This is a genomic window from Amycolatopsis sp. NBC_01488, from assembly GCF_036227105.1.
Taxonomy (GTDB): domain Bacteria; phylum Actinomycetota; class Actinomycetes; order Mycobacteriales; family Pseudonocardiaceae; genus Amycolatopsis.
Genome location: NZ_CP109434.1, coordinates 6,502,888 through 6,519,967 on the forward strand (window position 1 = coordinate 6,502,888; position 17,080 = coordinate 6,519,967).

Here is a 17,080-nt window from a genome sequence, read left to right on the forward strand (position 1 = left end):
GCTTCGAAGTTACTCAAGGGCGGATCACCGTGAGGGCGAATCGTGTCCGGCCGCTCGCCGCGTGGGCGACGGCGTCGGCGACGTCGTCGAGGCGGAACTCGGTGACGCTGAACCGGTCCAGGTCGAGCAGCCCGGCGCGGGCGAGCGCGATCAGGCTCGCGTTCGCCTTCCGCGGGCAGAGCCACTGGCCGCGCACGGTGATGTTGTTGCGCATGAGCCACGGGTACGGCAGGGCGAGGTCGTCGCCGCCGAGCATGCCGACGCCGCCCATCAGCACCACCCGGCCGTGCTCGCGGACCGTCATCGCGGCCGCGCGCACGGGCGCGGTGCCCGCCGACGGCGGCAGCAGGTCGAGGACGACGTCGATCGGGCCGGGCGCCGCGCGGCGCAGGCGGTCCGTGTCGCCGTCGCCGGTCAGCCGGACCGTGCGGACGCGGGCGCCGAACCGGCGTTCCAGGTCCGCCAGCGCGGCTTCGTCGCGGCCCGGGGCCACCACGCACGCCGCGCCCATGGCCAGCGCGACGGCGACCCCGGCGCTCCCGAAGTTCCCGGTGGCCCCGCTGACCAGCACGGTCTCGCCCGGCCGCAGATCCGCCGCGAGCAGCCCGCCGTAGGGCACGAGGCAGAGGCTGAGCGCGGTCCACCGCCCGGCTTCGGCGGGGTCCACCCGGCCGAGCGGGATCGCGTTCTCGGTCGGCACGAGAAGCTGCTCGGCGTACGAACCGTGGCCGAAGTGGCGCTGGAGGACCACGCCGCCTTCGCCGCGGGCGCTGAGGCCCTGGAGCGTGATGTCCGGGGTGAGCGCGTCGTCGCGGGAGCGGATCACCGGGTCGCACAGCACCCAGTCGCCCGCGGCCAGGCGGGTCGCGTCCGGGCCGGTCGCGCGGACCCGGCCGACCGCGCCGGCACCGGGCACGACCGGCAGCGTCAGCAGGTAGTTCCGCTCGCCGCGGAACACCTCGGCCGCGTAGGGCAGCACGGGTGCCGCGACGACGTCGACGAGCACTTCGCCGGTGCCGAGCACCGGTGCGGGAACGTCGCGCACAGCCAGCGGTTTGCCGAATTCTTCGAGGACAGCAGCCTTCATGCCTTGATCGTCGATCGCGGCGGAGCGGCTATCCAGGCCTGGTATCATCCTGGGACTGTCGAATCCCAGGCGGAGGTCGTCATGCCGGACGCGGCCCGGGCCGGGCTGGGGGAGTTCCTGCGGTCCCGGCGCGAGCGGCTGAGCCCGGCCGCGCTCGGGCTGCCGGACCGCCGTCGGCGCCGCACGCCCGGGCTGCGCCGCGAAGAGGTCGCGGAGCTGGCCGGCATCGGCGTCGACTGGTACATCCGGCTCGAGCAGGGCCGCACGGTCAGCCCGTCGTCCGCGACCGTCGAGGCGCTCGCCCGCGCCTTGAGGCTGGACGACGGCGAGCGCGCCCACCTGCGGGCCCTGGCCCGGAACCCGGCTCGGACGCCGTTCACCCGCGAGCGGGTGCCCGAGGCCACCCGGCGGCTGGTCGAGGGCCTGAGCGAACCCGCGTACGTGACGGGCCGCCGCTGGGACCTGCTGGCCTGGAACCGCGCGGCGGCCGGGTTGTTCACCGACTTCGGGGCACTGCCGGAGGCGGACCGGAACGTCCTGGTCTTCCTGCTGCTCGACGAGCGGGCGCGACGGTTGTTCGGCGACGGCTGGGCCGCGCAGGCCGAGCACACGGTGGCGCAGTTCCACGCCGCGCACGACCTGTGGGCGCCGGATCCGGCGTTCACCGGGCTGGCCGACCGGCTGCGCGCGGGCTGCCCGGAGTTCGCGACGTGGTGGGGCCGCCACGACGTCGGCCGGAGCGGACCCGGCCGGAAGACGCTGTACCGGCCGGAAGCGGCGGACTACGACTACGCGACGTTCCAGGCCGACGGCGACCTGCGGCTGACGATCTACGCGCCCGCCGGTGGCCGGTAGACGCCGTCGAGCACGGCGTCCACTGTGGTCGGTGCGCTACGCCTGAGCCAGGAAATTCACCATCGCGGCCGTGAGTTCCGGGCTCGACATCGCCGTGAAGTGGTTGCCCGGCACCCGCTCGAAGCGGCCGTTCGGCAACGCGGCGGCCAGCGCGTCCGCCGTCGTGTGGCCGTCGTCCTCGGTGCCGATCAGCACCAAGGTCGGCGTCGTGATCCGGTCCAGATCGGGAGTCGGGACGTGTGTTCCCAGCACGTGCCGCAATGCGACCGGATCGCCGCCCGCCTGCCGGATCCAGTGCGACGGCGAGCCCGGCTCGACGGGCTCGCCGTCGATCAGCGCGGTCAGCGCGCGGTGGTAGACGCCCGTGCGGGACGTCGCGCGCTGCACGGCGTCGAGGCCCTGGCCTGCGACGACCGCGCGGCCCGGACGCGCGCCGCGGGCCAGGAGACGCAGCACGACCCGGCCGCCGTAGGAATAGCCGCCGAGGTCGTAGTCGTCGTGGCCGAGGTGGGCGAGCAGGGCGAGCCCGTCGTCGGCGACGACGTCGGGCGGGTACGCCGCCGGGTCGTGGGGAGCGGCGCTCGCCCCGTGGCCGCGCAGGTCCGGCAGGATCACCCGGTGCCCGTGGCCGGCGAGCGCCTCGGCCGTGCCGAGCCAGTCGCGGCCGGAGCCGGTGAAGCCGTGGAACAGCACCAGCGGCCGGCCCGCGCCGACGTCGCGATAGGCGAGCTCCAGGCCGTCGTGACTTCGGAAGTGTGGCATCGGGCCAGCCTATCCATCAGATGAATCGTCGACCAATCAGCCGGGCAACTCGCGAACCGTTGACAGAATGCCCGGCCCCTTCTAACTTCATAGCGCCAGACATCGGATGTCCAGCCCGGTTCGCCGGGTCCGTCCGCCGACCGATGTGCACCCCTGCCGAACTGTCGTCAGGAAGGACACACCGACGATGCCCGAATTCTCCCGCAGGACCGCCCTCGCCGTCGCCGCCCTCACCGTCCCGATCGTCCTGGGCACGGCCGCGCCCGCCCTGGCGGCGCCGCTGTGGCACCCCGACCCCGCCACCGACGGCCTCAAGGCCTTCGAGGGCATCGAGGCCGACCGCGGCAACCAGCACCCCGACCGCAAGTACGTCGTGGTCGAAGGCGATCACTACCGCTTCAACATCTGGAAGGACGACCGCGACACCACCGGCGGCGGCGACCGCCAGCGCACCGAGTCCAAGGGCATGGTCCAGAGCGGCACCACGCTCAAGATGCACGACGGCGAGACCTGGACGCTCTCCTACGAGATGTACATCCCCGGCACCCTGCACGGCACCAGCAAGTTCACCCACATCTTCCAGACCAAGACGCCCGCCACCAACGCCGGCCCGTGGGTGACGCTGGACCTGACCCGCAGCGGCAGCAAGGAAATGCTCAACGCGCGCGCCTACGCCAACTCGGGTTCGCCCAGCATCGCGGCCACCGACCTCGCGCCGCTGCGGAACAAGTGGATCACCATCGAATGGACGTTCACGCCGGGTTCGAAGGGCAAGGCGTCCTGCGTCATCCGCAACGGCACCGGCTCCGGCGCGCCGGTCGCCGCACAGGGCAGCATGTCGAGCGTGAACATCCCCGACCAGGGTGACTACGTGCGCCCGAAGTGGGGGATCTACCGCTCGGTCGCAAGCGCGTCGTCCGACATCCTGGACACCTACCTGCTGTTCCGGAACTACTCGGCCTCGCGCAAGTAGCCGGAGCGTCCTGGCGCACGCCGCGATCCACGCCCCGGTCGAGGTGCGTCCGCTCGCCGGGTTCGCCTGATCCGTGGCGGCGGACCCGGCACCGGGGTGACACTGGCGCTATGGAGGTCGTCGACGGGTACCCCGGCACACGCCGCCCGTCGGCGACCGCGCGGTACGCGGCGCCGCCGCCGCTGCGACGTGGTCCGGTGCTGGTCACGGCCGCTTTCGCCGCCCTCGGCGGTGCCCTGATCCCGGCCGCTTCGCTGCCCGCGCTCTGGCGGATCTGGCAGTTCTACGCGATGTTGTTCGGCCTGTTCGCCGCGGTCGAGATCGTCGCCTTCTTCGTGGTGCTCGGGTGGCCGACCCGCAAGACGGCCCGGGCAGGCGCGCTCGTCGCGACCGCGAGCCTCGCGCTGTGGGTGGCGAGCCGGCCGCTCGGGCTGCTGACGCGGTTCGACCCCTGGCAGCCCGCGGACACCGTCGTCGGCTTCACCGACTACGTCGCGGCCGCGTTGCAGGTCATCGCCGTCTTCGGCTTCCTCGTCGTGGCTCGGCGGCGGGCGCACCCGAGGCCGTCGACGCTGCGGCGCGTGTCGGCGTGGATCGTGCTGTTTCCCGTGCTGCTGCTGGTACTCGCGGCCGGCGCCGCGGGGACGGTCGCGGCCGGCGACGGCATCACCGGCACGGCCGCCTCGACGCTGCTCGACACCGGCACGGTCGAATACTGCCGTCCGGACGGCATCCCGCTGGCCATGGACATCGCCCGCCCGCGCCCGGACGGCCGGGCCGCCCCGGTGGCGCTCTTCCTCCACGGCGGTGGCCTCGTCTTCGGCAACCGCAAGCCGTCCGGCCCGGGCGCGCTCCTGGCCGGGTCGCGGCTGGTCCCGCTGCGCGACGCCCTGACGGCCCGCGGGTTCGCCGTCGCCTCGATCGACTACCGCCTGGCGCCCGCGGCGCGCTGGCCGGCGCCGCTGACCGACGTGCGGTGCGCGGTGCGGTTCCTCAAGGCCAACGCGGCGGAGCTGAACCTCGACCCGGCGCGGATCACGGCCGTGGGCACCGGAACGGGCGGCACGCTGGCGTCCCTGCTCGGCGTGGCCAGGGATCCGGACAGCGCGGTCCGCGCGGTGGTGGCCCTGGACGCCCCGGCCGACTTCGACCTGACGGGCCTGGACCCGCTCACCAGGGCATCGATCCTGACGGCGCTGGGCCGTTCCCCGGCGACCCTGCGCGAGGCGAGCCCGCTGGCCTATCCGGGCGCGGGCGCACCGCCGTTCCTGATCGGGCCGGGCGGCCGGAAGTCCGCCGAGTTCGCGGACCACCTGCGCGCGGCCGGTGTCCCGGTGACGACCGGCGGCGCCGAACCGGCCGCGGTGGCGGACTTCCTCGCCGCGGCCGCCGGCGGACCGGGGGCGTGACGGCGTCGCGGCCCTCGTGGCGCGGCTTGACCTGGAGCGCGCTCCAGGGCCTAGCGTGAGAACCACGCCGACCGCACGTCAGGAGAACGCTTCATGGAGCTCGGTTTCCACCTTCCCATCTTCGACATCGACGGCGGGACCACCGCCATCGCCGGCGAGCTCGCCCGGGTGGGCAGCGCGGCGGAGGAGGCCGGGGCGACCTGGCTGTCCTTCATGGACCACTACTTCCAGATCGAGCCGACCGGCCGGCCCGCCGAGTCGAACATGCTGGAGGGCTACACCACCCTCGGCTTCCTCGCCGCGCACACGTCCCGGATCGAGCTCGGCCTGCTCGTCACCGGCGTGACGTACCGGCACCCCGGCCTGCTCGCGAAGATCGTCACCACCCTCGACGTCCTCTCGGGCGGCCGGGCGGTGCTCGGCGCGGGGGCCGCCTGGTTCGAGCGCGAGCACCGGGGGATGGGCGTGCCGTTCCCGCCGATCGCCGAGCGGTTCGAGCGGCTCGAGGAGACGCTGCGCATCTGCGGGCAGATGTGGGACCCGGAGAACAACGGCCCGTTCGAGGGCAAGCACTACCAGCTGGCCGAGACGCTCTGTTCGCCCCAGCCGATCCACCGGCCGAAGGTGCTGATCGGCGGCGGGGGAGAGCGCAAGACGCTCCGGCTCGTCGCGCAGTACGGCGACGCGTGCAACCTGTTCGCGTCCTCGCCCGAGGACGTCGCGCACAAGCTGGACGTGCTGCGCGGCCACTGCGACGACGTCGGCCGCGACTACGACGAGATCCGCAAGACGGTCCTGGCCAACAACCCCCGCCCGACACCCGAAACCCGCGACGACTTCGTCCGGGCCATGGCGGACTACGCGAAGCTCGGCATCCGCACGGCGATCGTCACGCCGACGACGGGCTCGCCCGCCGCGTGGATCGAGGGCATGGCGCCGGCCGTGCCGCAGCTGGCCGACCTCGGCTAACCGCACAGGCCGGCGGTCAGGATCCGCGCGGTGACCAGGTCCGGGCGCTGCAGCGGCAGCGCGTGGATCACGCTGCGTCCGGCGAGCAGCAGCCGGACCGGGACGGTCACCGCGCGCACGTCGGCCCGGACCTGGACGCGGTGCTGGAGGCCGACGCCCTCGCCACGATGGCCGCCGGTCTCGTCACCGGGATCCTCGTCGGAGAGAGTACACGGCCGAGCAGGCTTTCGCTCTCGTCGAATACCGCCTCGGCCACCTGTTCGCGGCTTGTTTCGGTGTCCATAGTGGACGTTCCGGTGATTTCGTTCCGGTGATCGGTGAACCGTTCACGGCGTGGCGCCGTGTGCCGGGGTGAGGTGGCGACCAGAGAGGAGGGGCTGATGCCCCACGGACGCAGTACCGGACGACACCGCAAACAGGCCACGATCGGGCTGGCGGCGCTGCTGGGAGTCGCGGGGGCGACAGCGACGGCGATCGCCCTCAGCAGCCCGGCGAGCAACGCGGCGACCGAAAGCTGCGGCGGCCTGGACACGGCGCTGCAGAACAACCTCACGTTCATCGCGGGCCAGCAGGCGGCCCCCAACGCCCAGTCGGCGGCCCGGATCGCCAACCGCCAGGCGGTGGTCGACCAGATCCAGCAGCGCCGCGCGGCGGCGGGCTGCGGCGGAGCCGTGGCGGCGAACGCGGTCGCCACCCAGTGCGCGGCCATCGCCGGCGCGGCCCAGAAGGACGCGGCCGCCGCGAAGGACGCCCAGGCCGGCGCCAACGGCATGGCCAAGGGCAAGGCCAAGAACGGCAAGGCCGCGAAGCAGGGCAAGGCCGAAGCCGACGGCGCGGCCGACCAGAACGGCATGGCCGGGCAGGGCGCCGGAGCCGCGGACCAGAACGGCATGGCCGCGGCCGGCAAGGCGAAGCAGAAGGGCAAGGCGGCCGAGAAGAGCAAGGCGGCCGACGAGAACGCCGCGGCGGGCCAGCAGGACGCGGCCGCCCAGGACGACGCGGCCGCCCAGGCCTGCGACGTGGTCCAGAAGTGCGTGGCCCAGGCCGCCGGAGCCGACGCCAACGGCATGGCCGCCCAGAACGGCGCGGCCGCCGAGAACGGCATGGCAGGCGGCAACGGCATGGCGAACCAGAACGGCATGGCCAGCGGGAACGGTGCCGCTGACAGCAACGGCATGGCCAACCAGAACGGTATGGCCAACGGTATGGCTGACCAGAACGGCATGGCGAACCAGAACGGCGCCGCCGACAGCAACGGCATGGCCAACGGCAACAGCGCGGCCAGCCAGAACGGCATGGCCGACCAGAACAGCATGGCCAACGGCAACGGCATGGCCGACCAGCAAGGCATGGCAGCCCAGAACAACGCGGCCCAGAACAACGCGGCCCAGAACAACGCGGCCCAGAACAACGCGGCCCAGAACAACGCGGCCCAGAACAACGCGGCCCAGAACAACGCGGCCCAGAACAACGCGGCCCAGAACAACGCGGCCCAGAACAACGCGGCCCAGAACAACGCGGCCCAGAACAACGCGGCCCAGAACAACGCGGCCCAGAACAACGCGGCCCAGAACAACGCGGCCAACCAGGACTGCACCGCCATCCTCGACTGCGTTTCCCAAGCGACCGCCGACTCCGGCGCGGCCGCGGATCAGCAGGGCATGGCCGCCGACCAGCAGGGCACGGCCACCGCCCAGAACGGCAACGGCCAGCAGAAAGCCAAGGCCAAGGCCAAGAACAAGGCAGCGGGCAACGCGGCCGAGCAGGCGGCCGCGGCCGCCGTCGCGGAGAAGTGCGTAGCCGACAGCGCGGCCGCGACCGACACCACCGCGACCGACACCACCGGCAACACCGCGACCGACACGACGGGCAACACCGCGACCGACACGACGGGCAACTCCGCAGCCGCAACCGCGAAACAGGGCAACTGAGACCAGGAGGGTGTGCACCGGCGGCGGGCCGGTGCGCACCCTCCGCTGCGGCACGTGGCCCCGAGAAGCACCCGATCCGGTGACCGGCGGGAACTCCGGCCCGCCGGTGCTCGTTGACCGGAGGGAGCGCAGTAACCTGGTGCGCGCCCTTGACCGACGACAGCACGAGGCTTCAGTGACCACCGATCCGGCGGCCGAGGACCTGCGGGAGGCGGCCGACGAGCTCGCCGTCGCCGGGCAGCTCCCGCGATTCCTGCTGATGTACAAGTTCGCCATCGAAGAGCTGATGACGAAGCTGCGGATCCTCAGCGAGGAGTTCGACTTCGTCCACCGCCACGACCCGATCGAGCACATCACGAGCCGGGTCAAGCGGCCGGAGGCGATCAAGGAAAAGGTCCGCCGCCGCGGTCTGGGCGATGACTGGGTCGCCGCCGCGCACGTCCTCGACGACATCGCCGGCATCCGCGTGGTCTGCCCGTTCGTCTCCGACGTCCACGAAGTCGCCCGGATGCTCACCGCACAGGACGACGTCGAACTGTTGCGCACCAAGGACTACATCGCGCGCCCGAAGGCGAACGGCTACCGCAGCCTGCACCTGATCGTGCGGATCCCGGTGTTCCTGTCCGACCGGGTCGAGAAGGTCAAGGTCGAGGTGCAGCTGCGCACCATCGCGATGGACTTCTGGGCCGCTGTCGAGCACAAGCTGTCCTACAAGTACGCCGATCGCGTCCCGGACGACTTCGCGGGCGAACTCGCCGCCGCGGCCCGGACGGCCGCCGACCTCGACGCCCGGATGGCCGCCCTGCACGAACGGATCCGCTGAGTCACGGCGCGAGCGCGTCGAGCAGGATGCCGAGTCCGAACTCGAACTCCGCTTCGTGGTCGCACACCGCGAGGTACGGCGCTGCCGCCGAGACGGCCGGCAGCCCGGACGCCGAGAGGTCCGCGAGCCGGCCCCGATCGCCCGTATCGCTGAACGTCGGCGCCGCGTCGACCTCGCGCATCAACGTCCCGATCAGGAACGCCAGCACCGCGCGCAGCCCGTGCACCGCGCGGTCCGGCGGGTAGCCCGCCGCGAGCAGCGGGCCGAGCACGGCCTCCACCGGGGCGAGCGCCGTCATCGACGCGAGCTGCCGGGTCAGCACGAGCGGCGCCGCGCGCGGGTGATCGAGCATCGCGGCCCGGAACCCGTGCGCCAGCGCGGACATCGTCTCCCGCAGGCCCGTTCCCGGTGCGGGTGCGGGAATCGCGGCCAGCAGGACCTCGGCGACGCCGTCCAGCAGGGCGTCCTTGCCGTCGACGTGGTTGTACAGGCTCATCGGGTCGACGCCGAGCCGCCGCGCGAGCTTGCGCATGCTCACCGCCGCCAGGCCTTCTTCGTCGACGAGCGCGAGTGCTTCCTTCAGGATCCGCGCGCGCGACAGGACGTCCGCGTCCCGGGGCGGACGGCCGCGCCGGCCCGTCACGCGGCGAGCACCGCGGGCAGGCTTTCGTAGCCGCGCAGGATCCGCGTCTCCCGGCGGCGGCCCCCGGGCAGCACGCGCAGGCCGGGGAACCGGTCGAAGATCGTGCGCAGGCCGATCTCGCCCTCCATGCGCGCCAGCGAAGCGCCCAGGCAGTGGTGCCGCCCGGCGCCGAACGCCACGTGGTCGCGCGCCCCGGCCCGGGTGACGTCGAAGACCGCCGGGTCGGCGAACACCGCGGGGTCGCGGTTCGCGCCGGCCAGCACCGTCGTCACCAGCGCCCCGCGCGGCAGGGAAACCCCGGCCACTTCCGTGGCGCGCGTCGCGAGCCGGCCGGTCAGCAGGACCGGCGGGTCGTAGCGCAGCACCTCCTCGACGGCGTTGCCCCACAGCTCCGGCCGCTCGCGCAGCACGGCGAGCTGCCCGGGATCGCCGGCCAGCAGGGCGATCCCGCTGCCGAGGAGGTTGACGGTCGTCTCGAACCCGGCCGCCAGCACCAGGCCCGCGGTGGACTTCAGCTCCGTCTCGGTGAGGCCGACGCCGCCGTCGCGGGCCGCGACGAGCTTGCTGAACAGGTCGGTGCCGGGGCGCCGGCGCAGGTGCTCGAGGTGCTCGCCGAGCCAGGCGTCGAACTCGCCCAGCGCGGTCTCGACGTGGCGGAACGTGCGCCAGCCCAGGCCGAGGTCGAGGCTGGGCGCGGCGGCCGCGCCCAGCGACAGCACCTTGCCGAGGTCGGACGGCGGCACGCCGAGGATCTCGCTGATGACCGTCACCGGGAGCAGGCCGCAGTAGGACTCTACGAGGTCGAGCGGCCGGCCCGGCTCGAGCTTGTCGAGCAGCCCGTCGGCGATCTCCTGGACGCGGCCGCGCAGCTGCTCGACCGCACGCGCGGTGAACACGCCGGTGACCAGCTTGCGGTAGCGCGTGTGCTTGGGCGGGTTGACGGCGAGCAGCGACGGCGGCCGCACCGGGTGCAGGTGCTCGCCTGCCGACCACTCGACGAGCCGGCCGAGCGGCGAGCCGTCGGACCCGACGACGCCGACGCGGAAGTCGTCGCCGGCCAGCACTTCCCGGACCGCGGCGTGCGTGGTGGTCATCCAGCCGAAGCGGGTGCGGGCGAGCGGCCCGGCGGCGCGGATCTCCTCGAACAGTCCGGTCAGGTCACGCCCGTCGGCGGCCGCCACGACCATCCGCCCCTGGAGGTCCCCGCGCCGGGCTTCGCGGCGCAGCACGGCCCGGGGGAGCGCGTGGCCGAGGCCCCACCGGATGGCGGGCTTGGCCCGGGCCAGAGCTGAGTCGAGCACCGTCACGGCGTCCCCTTCCCTCGGCGTGCCTACAATGTAGGTTATCGGGCATTACCTACGGCGTAGATCAAGGAGCGCCGATGAGCGAGTTCGACATCCCCGGCCCGGAGGTCCTCGCGGCCCGGCAGAAGCTGGTGCTCGACCACTTCCGCGACGAGGTCGCCCAGGACTGGGACGCCACGCTCGCGACGTTCCCGCACCCGCACTACGAGGTCGTCGCGACGATGACCGTCCACGACGGCGACGGCGCCGTCCGCGGCTACTACCGCGACACCCGCACCGCGTTCCCCGACCAGCACCACGAGCTGATCGCGCTGCGGCACAGCGCCGACGCGGTCGTCGTCGAGTTCTGGCTGCTGGGCACGCACCTCGGCCCGCTCGGCCCGATCCCGGCGACCGGGTCCCGCTTCCGCGTCCGCATGACGGCGTACTTCGTGTTCGACGCCGGGGAAAAGCTGGTGTGCGAGCGCATCTACTTCGACACGCTCTCGCTGCTCAAGCAGCTGATCGGCGGGGTGGCCAAGAAGAACCCGAAGAACTGGCCGTTGCTGCTCCGGGTGGCACGGGGCTTCCTGGCGATGTCGGGGGAGCGGCCGGACCCGCGGCTGACGGAGACGACGGAACCGGTGCTGCGGCCGGTCTGACCCGCCACATCGCGTCGAGGCGCCGGCCGAGGACCACCCAGCCGACCTTGCCGCCAGGACCGGGTTCACATGACGTGGACCGGGTGGCGGTCCGGCCGATCTGGCGCCACCGCGACGCGCGCCCGGCGACGCACCTCGCCGCCGCCCTGCTGACGGAGCCCTACCGCGGCTGACTTCGCGCCGGAGCGAGCAGGACGCCCAGCGCCACCAGCTCTGTCAGCGCCATCCCGCGTTCGACGAGGCCGAGCGGGATGAGCGTCCACCAGCGGCCGCCGTCGACGGCGGCGACCACCACCGCCCCGAGGATCACCGCGAACCAGCCCAGCGACGCGATCGCGAGCACCTGGGCGAGCCACCGGCGTGCGGGCGAGTCCGGGAGCGCCGCGTGCGCCGCGATCAGCACCGCCAGCGGGAGCGCCACGAAGGCCACCACGCTCGCGACGCGGTGCAGCGTGCCGCCGAAGTCCGAGCGCGAGACCGTCGCCCAGTCCGGCTTCGGGAAGGCCACGATGACCAGCAGCCCGACCGTCCACAGTGCACCCAGTACGGCCGCGGCCGCGGGCAGCCGCCGCTGGCTGTGCAGGACGGCGAAGCCCGCCGCCGAGCCGAGCGCCACCAGGACCACCGCGAGGTCGAACAGCCCCTTGTGCTCCGACAGCCCGTATTCGCTGATCGTGCGGCGCGTCGCGCTGATCTCGTCGGTCGGCGGGATGACCTGCAGCAGCAGCACCAGCGCGGCACCGAGCGCGAGCGCGGCGACCCCGCTCAGCGAGATCGCGAACGACGTGCGTCGCGCAGGGACCGTGACCATGAACCGACCGTAGCCGATGGGCGGTGGCACTCCGGTGAAACGTCCTTTTGGGCGGCCATCGGTGTGAAAGCAAGGTGAAGACTCTACGACTTACGGCGGTTACCGTAGCCGGTTTTCGTCCATTACGGTCACTCCCTACCGGTACGTCCGTGCTGTGCCGGCCTCGGTCAAGGAGGGCTTTGCCTGTGGGGAATTCACCAAGAAGACTGGTGCTGATGGCTTCGGCCGTGGCGTTGGCGGGGGCGTTCCTGGCGTTACCGGCCGGTACCGCCGGCGCCGCTCAGAACATCCTGCGTGCCGACAAGTCGGTCGCGCGCTCGTGCTTCGCGAAAGTGCTGCCCAAGGGCACGTCGGGCACCGATCGCCGCGAGCTCACGTCCACTGTGGACGGACTCGTCCAGGCCCGGCTGAAGCCGACCTCGGGTGCCGAGGGCGACTGGGACATCGCCGTGTTCGACAAGGCGACGGGCGCGATCGTCGCCGCTTCGGCGGCGTTGCGCACCCACGAACTCGCCGAAAGCTTCGTGAAGAAGGGCCAGGAGCTCGTCGTCCAGGGCTGCCGCTACGGCGGCTCGGCCGGCCAGGCCCAGCTCGGCGTCGACTTCCTCGCGCTGACGCCGCAGGGCACGCCGACGACCGCGCAGAAGGCGCAGCTGGTCCGCGTCCAGACGCCGACCCGCGCCGACAAGACCGAGCTGACCTCCCTCGGCCTCGACGTCACGGAGAAGGGCGACGCGACCGGGGTCGAGGTCGTCCTCGCCAACGACGCCGACCGCCAGACGCTCAAGAACAGCGGCTTCAAGTCCCAGGTGATCGAGGCCGACCTCTCGGCCAAGTCGGTCGCCGACGCGAAGACCGACCGCCAGTACGCCGCGACGACCGCCGCCTCGGCGCTGCCGTCCGGGCGCACGAGCTACCGGCACCTCTACGACTACAACTACGAGATGAAGGAGCTGGCCCGCAAGAACCCCGGCCTCGTCTCGGCGTTCACCATGCCGGAGTCGACCTGGGAAGGCCGGGACGTCGTCGGCATCGAAATCGCCTCGGACGTCAAGAACGTCACGGACGGCAAGCCGGTGAACTTCACCATGGGGGTGCACCACGCCCGGGAGTGGCCGGCGGGCGAGCACGTCATGGAGTGGGCCTACGAGCTGGTCAACGGCTATGCCCACGACGCGGCGATCCGTGCCATGGTCGGCAAGACCCGCAACATCGTCGTGCCGATCATCAACCCGGACGGGTTCGAGATCTCCCGCGAGGCCGAACCCAAGGGCGACTTCACGCGCTTCGACTACGAGATGAAGCGCAAGAACTGCAACGTCAACGACTCGCCGCCGCAGTACGCCACCGGCGTCTGCAAAGCGAACCCGGGCGGCCGTGTCCGCGGCACCGACCCCAACCGCAACTACGCGGGCTTCTGGGGCGGCAACGGCGCCGAACTGGCTTGGAGCGGCGACACCTTCCGCGGGTCCGGGCCGTTCAGCGAGCCCGAGGTCCGCAACGTGCGCTCGATCGTGTCCTCGCGCCAGGTGACCAACCTGCTGACGATGCACACCGTCGCCGCGCTGGTGCTGCGCCCGCCGGGCGTGGCCGACGTCCGGGCGCCGTTGGAGGAGCCGGCCTACAAGGCCCTCGGTGACAAGCTGGCCTCGCGCAACGGCTACACCAGCGAGCCGAGCTGGGCGCTCTACGACACCACCGGCACCACCGAGGACTGGTCGTACTGGGCCACGGGTGGCTGGGGCTTCACCATCGAGGTCGGCGGCAACGGCTTCCACGGGCCCTTCGCCGACAGCGTCGTGGCGGAGTACGAAGGCCTGGCCCCGGCGGCCGGTGCCGGCAAGGGCGGCAACCGGCAGGCGTTCCTGGACATGCTGGGCAACGCGGCCGACCCGCAGCAGCACTCGACGCTGATCGGCTCGGCGCCGAAGGGCTACCAGCTCAAGCTGCACAAGACGTTCCAGACGCCGACGTCGCCGGTGATCCAGCCCGACGGCTCCACCAAGCCGCCGATCTACGTCACCGACGACCTGAACTCGAGTTTCACGACGACCGGTGGGCGGTTCGCCTGGTCGGTCAACCCGTCGACCCGGCCGTACGTGGCGGGCCGCTACGGGCGCGACCCGCAGGGCCCGGCGCAGCAGGGCTTCGCGGTGACCAACCCGGCCGGCGTGCCGCCGATCAACCAGAACTACCCGGTCGACCCCTCGGGTGACTCGTTCACCTTCCACGTGAACGGCCTGCCCCAGGTCGACAACGGGAAGTTCAGCGTGAACATCAACTGGAAGAGCTCGGTCACCGACTGGGACCTGTTCATCTACGACGCGGCGGGCAACCTGGTCAGCTCGTCGGCCAACGGCGGCACGACGTCCGAGCACGCCGTGCTGTTCGACCCGCCGGCCGGCGACTACAAGGCGGTGGTGGTCAACTACGACCAGGCCGACCCCAACGCCGTCGACGACTGGACCGGAGACGTCTCGTTCGCGTCGCCGATCCCGCCGACGTACGGGCCGAAGGAGGCCTACCAGCTGACGTGCACGTCGCCGAAGGGCCAGCTCGTGGGCGTGGCGGACGTGTACGCCGACCGCGGCCAGACGGTCGACGTCGGCGAGGTCTGCACCCGGTCCGCGCACGCCCAGAAGCAGCGCGCTTCGGGTGGAGTCCGGTAGTCCGTTTCTCGTTCGTGAAGGCCTCTTCGCTGCGGCGGGGAGGCCTTCACGGCGTTACGGCGAGGGTCATGCCCAGGGCCACGAGGATCGTGCCGACGACGCGGTTGAGGGTGGGTTCCGCGTGGGCGTACCAGCGTCGGGTGGCGGGCGCGGAGAAGAGCAGAGCGACGGACAGGTGCCAGGCGGTCGAGGTCGCGAGGATCAGCACGACCGCCGCCGCCTTGACAGCGGTGGGCTGGGTCGGGGGAAGGGTGGCGGTGAGGACGCTGCCGAAGAACGCGGCGGCTTTCGGGTTGGTGAGGTTGCTGACCACGCCCTGGCGGAAGTGGTGGGGGTTGCCGCCGCGACCCGGCGGCTGGGTGTCGGGCTCGGCCTGGCTTGGCTGTGGTGCGGGCTCCTCGCCGCAGCTCGGCGGGGGCACGACTTCTCCGTCCCGGCTTGGCGGCGATGGAGCCTCAGCGCGGTTCACCGGCGCTTTCGGCGCACCGGCACGCACCCACAGGCGCACGCCGAGCCAGGCCAGGTAGCCGCCGCAGACCACGCGCAGCCCGGTGGCCAGCCACGGCGCTCTGGCCAGCACGCTCCCCAGCCCGAAGACGGCGACGGCGGCCAGCACCCCACCCGCGGCGACGACACCGAGCGCCACCGCCACCGCGGCCCGCCGGCTGCCGGCCGCGGCGGTGTGCGCGATGAGCACGAAGTTCGGGCCGGGCGAGACGGCCGCCGGGAGGTAGGCCAGCAGCACGGTCCCCAGCGTGGCGGCGGGATTCACACGGCTCAGCCTGACATGCCGGCGGGCGCGTGGGCCGCCGGGATCAGCTCTCGCCGCGCGGCCACGCGGTTTCGCGGCGGGCTCACCCTGCACAAGCAGGCGGACCTCACGCCGCCCGTCCACCCCCGCCGACCACCTGGTCACGCATCGTCCGCAGCGCCTGGTGGTCCACAGTGGACGGATCGGCCGCGAGCCATTCGCCGATCTCGTGCAGGAACTCCTCCGGCGTCATCGGGGCGGCGGGCAGGTCGCCCGGGTCGGCCGTGGTCAGGTCGCCGCTGCGGCTCGGGTACACGATCATCGCGCCGCGCAGCGCCACTCCCGGCAGCAGGTCGCGGTACGCCGCCAGACTCTCCGCCAGCCTGCTGCCGCCGCCGCGGAACGGCCGTCCGTTGCGCAGCAGCCTGCCGTCCTCCGCCGTCTCGTAGTGGCCGGGCAGCCACAGCTTCGACTCGATGAGCACCAGGCGCTTCCCGCACAGCACCGCGTGGTCGACGTCGGCGAACACCGAGCCCGGCCACGCGAGCCCGTGGAAGATCCGGGCGCCGGGCAGCCGGGTCAGGTACGCCTCGAGCAGGTCGGCGGTGAGCCGCTCGGCCAGCTCGTCGCGCTCGGTGCCGGGCGCGCCGAACACGGTGCGGCCGCCGAACTCCTCGGCGTACGCCTCGCGCGCCCGGCTCGCCCGCAGGTAGCCGCGGGCCAGGCGCTGGACGAGCAGCGCGGTGCCGGCGGTCAGCAGCAGCCAGACGATGAGCACCGGTGTGCTGAACCCGACCCCGGTGACCAGCGGCAGCAGCACCAGCACCATCCCGCCCACCGCGGCGACCACCGGCGCGTGCCCGGGCCCGCGGCGGCGGCCGTGGCGCGTCCGGGTGTCCTGCCCGGCGAAGTGCCACCAGCTCAGGTCCTCGGCGTCCAGCTCGGGCAGGTCGGGGACGAACCCGGGCTCGTCCCCGAAGCGCCGCCGGGGCCGCGGCCGGACCGGGACGGGCACCACGGTCGCGACGCCCGAGTCGTACCGCGCGCGGGCGACGGGGTCGCCGAGGACGTCGTAGGCCTCGCGGAGCAGGCGGAACGTGCCGACCGTGCCGCCGCCGTCGGGGTGCATGGTCTTCGCCAGCCGGCGGTAGGCCGTCTTGACGTCGGCCGCCGTGGCGTCCCGGCGGACGCCGAGCACCTCGTAGTAGTCGACCTCGGGCACGCGGGCGTTCACCTCCGGATGGCTGCGCGAAGACTTTATGGGGTCGGGCCGACGGGTTCTCCACCGCCTCCGCGGCGCGTCGGGGTGATGGTCCTCCGGCGCAGGTCAGTGCGTGTCAGGAGTTTTACCGCTGAGGGCGCGGGGTTCGGGCCCGTGGCCCGCCGGCGCCGGAGGATTGCGTGACGGCGCCCCGCGCGGGGTGTCCGGCGCGTTTACCGTGGTCCGTGAAT

At 72.8% G+C, this 17,080-nt stretch carries 15 protein-coding genes; 8 read left to right on the plus strand and 7 right to left on the minus strand.

Annotated elements, in window-relative coordinates:
- Positions 1-13 precede the first annotated feature (13 nt).
- Complete coding sequence (locus OG738_RS30885) at positions 14-1,087, minus strand: zinc-binding alcohol dehydrogenase family protein (RefSeq protein ID WP_329046177.1); 1,074 nt, start codon at positions 1,085-1,087, stop codon at positions 14-16.
- Between the two features lie 81 nt (positions 1,088-1,168).
- Here OG738_RS30885 and OG738_RS30890 point away from each other — a divergent pair, with 81 nt between their 5' ends.
- On the plus strand, positions 1,169-1,942 hold the full coding sequence (locus tag OG738_RS30890) for a helix-turn-helix transcriptional regulator (protein ID WP_329046180.1): 774 nt from the start codon (positions 1,169-1,171) through the stop codon (positions 1,940-1,942).
- A gap of 36 nt (positions 1,943-1,978) precedes the next feature.
- Here the strand turns inward: OG738_RS30890 and OG738_RS30895 are convergent, their stop codons facing one another.
- Complete coding sequence (locus tag OG738_RS30895) at positions 1,979-2,704, minus strand: alpha/beta fold hydrolase (RefSeq protein WP_329046183.1); 726 nt, start codon at positions 2,702-2,704, stop codon at positions 1,979-1,981.
- Between the two features lie 187 nt (positions 2,705-2,891).
- Here OG738_RS30895 and OG738_RS30900 point away from each other — a divergent pair, with 187 nt between their 5' ends.
- The 5 genes from OG738_RS30900 (at position 2,892) to OG738_RS30920 (ending at position 8,809) form a co-directional block, all read left to right on the plus strand.
- Positions 2,892-3,677: a hypothetical protein gene (locus OG738_RS30900; RefSeq protein ID WP_329046185.1), complete on the plus strand. Its 786-nt coding sequence runs from the start codon at positions 2,892-2,894 to the stop codon at positions 3,675-3,677.
- A gap of 110 nt (positions 3,678-3,787) precedes the next feature.
- Positions 3,788-5,086, plus strand: coding sequence for an alpha/beta hydrolase (locus tag OG738_RS30905; protein WP_329046188.1), 1,299 nt, complete (start codon positions 3,788-3,790; stop codon positions 5,084-5,086).
- Positions 5,087-5,179: 93 nt separating this feature from the next.
- Positions 5,180-6,055, plus strand: a complete 876-nt coding sequence (locus OG738_RS30910) for an LLM class F420-dependent oxidoreductase (RefSeq protein ID WP_329046191.1) — start codon at positions 5,180-5,182, stop codon at positions 6,053-6,055.
- A 380-nt stretch (positions 6,056-6,435) separates the two neighbouring features.
- A complete protein-coding gene (locus OG738_RS30915; protein ID WP_329046194.1) occupies positions 6,436-7,986 on the plus strand; it encodes a hypothetical protein in 1,551 nt (516 codons plus the stop codon).
- A gap of 175 nt (positions 7,987-8,161) precedes the next feature.
- A complete protein-coding gene (locus OG738_RS30920; protein WP_329046197.1) occupies positions 8,162-8,809 on the plus strand; it encodes a GTP pyrophosphokinase in 648 nt (215 codons plus the stop codon).
- A gap of 1 nt (position 8,810) precedes the next feature.
- Here OG738_RS30920 and OG738_RS30925 read toward each other — a convergent pair whose 3' ends face one another.
- Together OG738_RS30925 and OG738_RS30930 are read right to left on the minus strand one after the other, a co-directional pair.
- Positions 8,811-9,452, minus strand: a complete 642-nt coding sequence (locus tag OG738_RS30925) for a TetR/AcrR family transcriptional regulator C-terminal domain-containing protein (RefSeq protein WP_329046200.1) — start codon at positions 9,450-9,452, stop codon at positions 8,811-8,813.
- On the minus strand, positions 9,449-10,753 hold the full coding sequence (locus tag OG738_RS30930) for a cytochrome P450 (RefSeq protein ID WP_329056894.1): 1,305 nt from the start codon (positions 10,751-10,753) through the stop codon (positions 9,449-9,451). Before OG738_RS30930 ends, OG738_RS30925 begins: the two co-directional genes overlap by 4 nt.
- Positions 10,754-10,833: 80 nt before the next feature.
- On the opposite strand from OG738_RS30930, the gene OG738_RS30935 reads away from it, so the two are divergent.
- Positions 10,834-11,397: an ester cyclase gene (locus OG738_RS30935; protein ID WP_329046202.1), complete on the plus strand. Its 564-nt coding sequence runs from the start codon at positions 10,834-10,836 to the stop codon at positions 11,395-11,397.
- Between the two features lie 160 nt (positions 11,398-11,557).
- Here OG738_RS30935 and OG738_RS30940 read toward each other — a convergent pair whose 3' ends face one another.
- Positions 11,558-12,208 carry a DUF998 domain-containing protein gene (locus OG738_RS30940; protein ID WP_329046204.1) on the minus strand — a complete coding sequence of 217 codons (651 nt, stop codon included), beginning with the start codon at positions 12,206-12,208 and terminating at the stop codon, positions 11,558-11,560.
- Positions 12,209-12,423: 215 nt separating this feature from the next.
- Here OG738_RS30940 and OG738_RS30945 point away from each other — a divergent pair, with 215 nt between their 5' ends.
- Complete coding sequence (locus OG738_RS30945; protein WP_329046206.1) at positions 12,424-14,877, plus strand: M14 family zinc carboxypeptidase; 2,454 nt, start codon at positions 12,424-12,426, stop codon at positions 14,875-14,877.
- Positions 14,878-14,923: 46 nt separating this feature from the next.
- Here the strand turns inward: OG738_RS30945 and OG738_RS30950 are convergent, their stop codons facing one another.
- Complete coding sequence (locus OG738_RS30950; protein WP_329046208.1) at positions 14,924-15,649, minus strand: LysE family translocator; 726 nt, start codon at positions 15,647-15,649, stop codon at positions 14,924-14,926.
- 106 nt (positions 15,650-15,755) lie between these two features.
- The gene (locus OG738_RS30955) at positions 15,756-16,850 is read right to left on the minus strand and encodes a J domain-containing protein (protein WP_329046211.1); all 1,095 of its coding nucleotides are present in this window, start codon (positions 16,848-16,850) and stop codon (positions 15,756-15,758) included.
- Between the last annotated feature and the right edge of the window lie 230 nt (positions 16,851-17,080).

Bases quoted from the DNA above. Each gene is read 5' to 3' on its own strand.
- OG738_RS30895 (WP_329046183.1), bottom strand. From the start codon at position 2,704: ATGCCACACTTCCGAAGTCACGACGGCCTGGAGCTCGCCTATCGCGAC.
- OG738_RS30900 (WP_329046185.1), top strand. From the start codon at position 2,892: ATGCCCGAATTCTCCCGCAGGACCGCCCTCGCCGTCGCCGCCCTCACC.
- OG738_RS30890 (WP_329046180.1), top strand. From the start codon at position 1,169: ATGCCGGACGCGGCCCGGGCCGGGCTGGGGGAGTTCCTGCGGTCCCGG.
- OG738_RS30935 (WP_329046202.1), top strand. From the start codon at position 10,834: ATGAGCGAGTTCGACATCCCCGGCCCGGAGGTCCTCGCGGCCCGGCAG.
- OG738_RS30910 (WP_329046191.1), top strand. From the start codon at position 5,180: ATGGAGCTCGGTTTCCACCTTCCCATCTTCGACATCGACGGCGGGACC.
- OG738_RS30940 (WP_329046204.1), bottom strand. From the start codon at position 12,208: ATGGTCACGGTCCCTGCGCGACGCACGTCGTTCGCGATCTCGCTGAGC.
- OG738_RS30945 (WP_329046206.1), top strand. From the start codon at position 12,424: ATGGCTTCGGCCGTGGCGTTGGCGGGGGCGTTCCTGGCGTTACCGGCC.
- OG738_RS30905 (WP_329046188.1), top strand. From the start codon at position 3,788: ATGGAGGTCGTCGACGGGTACCCCGGCACACGCCGCCCGTCGGCGACC.
- OG738_RS30885 (WP_329046177.1), bottom strand. From the start codon at position 1,087: ATGAAGGCTGCTGTCCTCGAAGAATTCGGCAAACCGCTGGCTGTGCGC.
- OG738_RS30915 (WP_329046194.1), top strand. From the start codon at position 6,436: ATGCCCCACGGACGCAGTACCGGACGACACCGCAAACAGGCCACGATC.